Origin of the sequence: Gordonibacter pamelaeae 7-10-1-b, assembly GCF_000210055.1 — a bacterium.
Taxonomy (GTDB): domain Bacteria; phylum Actinomycetota; class Coriobacteriia; order Coriobacteriales; family Eggerthellaceae; genus Gordonibacter; species Gordonibacter pamelaeae.
This window is the reverse complement of sequence record NC_021021.1, coordinates 2,956,616-2,959,413: the sequence shown is the minus strand read 5'-3', so window position 1 is coordinate 2,959,413 and position 2,798 is coordinate 2,956,616. Positions and strand designations below refer to the sequence as shown.

The 2,798-nt window shown below is 68.5% G+C and carries 2 protein-coding genes; both read left to right on the top strand.

Annotated elements, in window-relative coordinates; all coding sequences use genetic code 11:
* Nucleotides 1–399 precede the first annotated feature (399 nt).
* Nucleotides 400–1,785 (top strand): TrpB-like pyridoxal phosphate-dependent enzyme, encoded by a 1,386-nt coding sequence (locus tag GPA_RS13650; RefSeq protein WP_015540225.1) that lies wholly within the window; start codon nucleotides 400–402, stop codon nucleotides 1,783–1,785.
* Between the two features lie 596 nt (nucleotides 1,786–2,381).
* The coding region (locus tag GPA_RS19485; RefSeq protein ID WP_167536681.1) for an ATP-binding cassette domain-containing protein at nucleotides 2,382–2,798 on the top strand (417 nt) is incomplete at its 3' end.

Sequence of the window (2,798 nt, the reverse complement as noted above, 5' to 3'; positions counted from 1 at the left end):
CTTCCGCGGAGGCGCGCCTGCGGAGCCTGCTCTGCCAGCCTGCTCGCAGCCGGGCCGCAAGCGGGTCCGTGCGCCGGTTTGCGGCCATCTGAATTCGCCCCTTTCCAAAAGCGGGCCGGTCGTGCTATGCTGCGATCGGCCCGGAAACCAGTACGAGAGGATGATCTTGCCCGCAACCGCCCACACCGCAGCTTTCGCCGACAGCGTGCCTAGCACGTTGACCGTCGGCGCGTGGTGGTGGAAGAGAAGGCATTGATCCCGGGTCTCGCATAGGCTTCTGTTCCGCGCATACATACTTACAGAAGAGCCCTCGGAGATCCGGGGGCTCTTTTTGTTTGCGCGGACGGAGGATGTACCGCGGCGGGGACGCCGCACCGAACGAACGGAAAGGGAACCATCATGACCGAGAACGCGCCGCACCGCCTGTACCTGCGAGAAGACCAGATCCCGGCGCAGTGGTACAACCTGCGGGCCGACATGCCGGAGAAGCCCGAGCCCATCCGGCTGCCGAACGGCGCCGTGGCCACGCCCGAGGACCTTGCACCCGTGTTCTGCGACGAGCTCGTGCGCCAGGAGCTCGACGACGACACGGCCTACTTCGACATCCCCGAGCCCGTGCGGGAGATGTACCGCATCTACCGGCCCTCGCCCTTGTGCCGCGCGTACAACCTGGAGCGCGCGCTCGGCACGCCGGCGAAGATCTACTACAAGTTCGAGGGCAACAACACCTCGGGCTCCCACAAGCTGAACTCGGCCATCGCGCAGGCGTACTACGCCAAGGCCCAGGAGCTCACGGGCATCACCACCGAGACGGGCGCGGGGCAGTGGGGCACGGCGCTCGCCGAGGCGGCCGACCACTTCGGGCTCGACCTGGATGTGTTCATGGTGAAGTGCTCCTACGAGCAGAAGCCGTTCCGCCGCAACATCATGGAGACGTTCAAGGCCAACGTCACGCCCTCGCCGTCGGACACCACGGCTATCGGGCGCAAGATGCTGGCCGACCATCCGGACTCCACGGGGTCGCTCGGCACGGCCATCTCCGAGGCCGTGGAGCGCGCCCTGAACATTCCGGAGAACAAGGGGCGCTACACGCTGGGCTCGGTGCTCAACCAGGTGGTGCTGCACCAGTCGGTGATCGGGCTGGAGAGCTACGCCGCCTTCGAGGAGCTGGGCGCGTACCCCGACGTCGTGATCGGCTGCGCGGGCGGCGGGTCCAACCTGGGCGGCCTCATCGCGCCGTTCATGTGCGACAAGCTGCGCGGCGAGAAGCCCGACACGCGCTTTGTGGCCGTGGAGCCTGCGAGCTGCCCCTCGCTCACGCGCGGGCGGTTCGCCTACGACTTCGCCGACACGGGCCAGACCTGCCCGCTCGCCAAGATGTACACGCTCGGCAACGGCTTCCAGCCGAGCCCCGACCACGCGGGCGGCCTGCGCTACCACGGCATGAGCCCCATCGTGAGCAAGCTCAAGCACGACGGCTACCTGGAGGCCGTGGCCGTCAAGCAGACCGACGTGTTCGCCGCCGCCGTGGAGTTCGCGCGCCTGGAGACCATACTGCCGGCGCCGGAGAGCGCGCACGCCATCTTCCAGGCCATGGAGGAGGCGCGCCGCTGCGCCGAGACGGGGGAGGCCAAGACCATCCTCTTCGGCCTCACCGGCACGGGCTACTTCGACATGAAGGCCTACGATGCCTTCAACCGCGGCGAGATGGCCGACCACGAGCCCACCGACGAGGAGCTCGCGGCCGGCTTCGCCACCATCCCGCACATCGAGGGTTTACAGTAGGGAAGCGGCCTGCGGCCGGGGCCGGGGAGGGACATCTCCCCGCCTCCCGGCTGCCCGGCCGCGGCCGCTTGGCAACGGGCGCGATGCCGGTCGGAGGCGTCACGCCGTGCGAGCGCGCCGCCTGGGCTGGGAGCTTCGTCGCGCTACGCGGGAGCCCTGCGATGGTCGTTTCCGCATAGGCCGATGTTTTTGTCACGCTTTGTCACGCGAAACCGTCCTTCTTGCCAAAAAAGAGCCGGTTTGGCAATCCTCGGAAGCGTTTCGAGGCGCCTTTCGAAAGGACGCCTCGAGAAAGACCAGGTCGTCTTTTTGGGCGGCGCGTTGCCGATTGCCAAACCGGCTCTTTTTTGGCAGGAGGGGCCGGAATCGGCGGCAGGTCCCGGCCTTTCGGGCGCGCGAGGGCGGCCTGTGGTTCCGGCAGCGCACCCTGATGCGCCGCGAACGGGGATGCGCCCGCCGTGCAGCGGGTCCATCGGACGGGGCTTCGCTAGGCTTCACCCGCCCACCCCGCTGCGGCATGCCTGTTCGGGCGCTCGCCTGTTTCCCGGCCGGCAACCTTCTCGCCCCCTGAGGCGAAACGGTGCTACCATGGCCCCATGAGCCTTTTCCGCGTTGAGCATATCACCTTGTCCTATCGCCGCGGCGGCGAAGCCGTGCCGCTTCTGCGCGGCGCGTCGTTCGCGCTCGAGGCGGGCGCGATCTGCGACCTCGTGGGCCCCTCGGGTGCGGGGAAGTCGACGCTTTTGCGCGCATGCGCGCTCATGATGGCGCGCGACTCCGGCGAGCTCTACCTGGACGGGCGGCCCTCCTCGGGCTTCAAGCCCGCCGCGTGGCGCCGCCAGGTGTGCCTCGTGCCGCAGCAGGCGTCGCTCGTGGCGGGCACGGTGCGCGACAACCTGGTGCTTCCGTGGAGGCTCAAGGTGAACGCCGGCACGCAGCCTCCTGCCGACGACGAGCTCGCGCGCCTGCTGGATGCGGCCGAGCTTTCCGATGTGGGCCTTTCCCGCGACGTG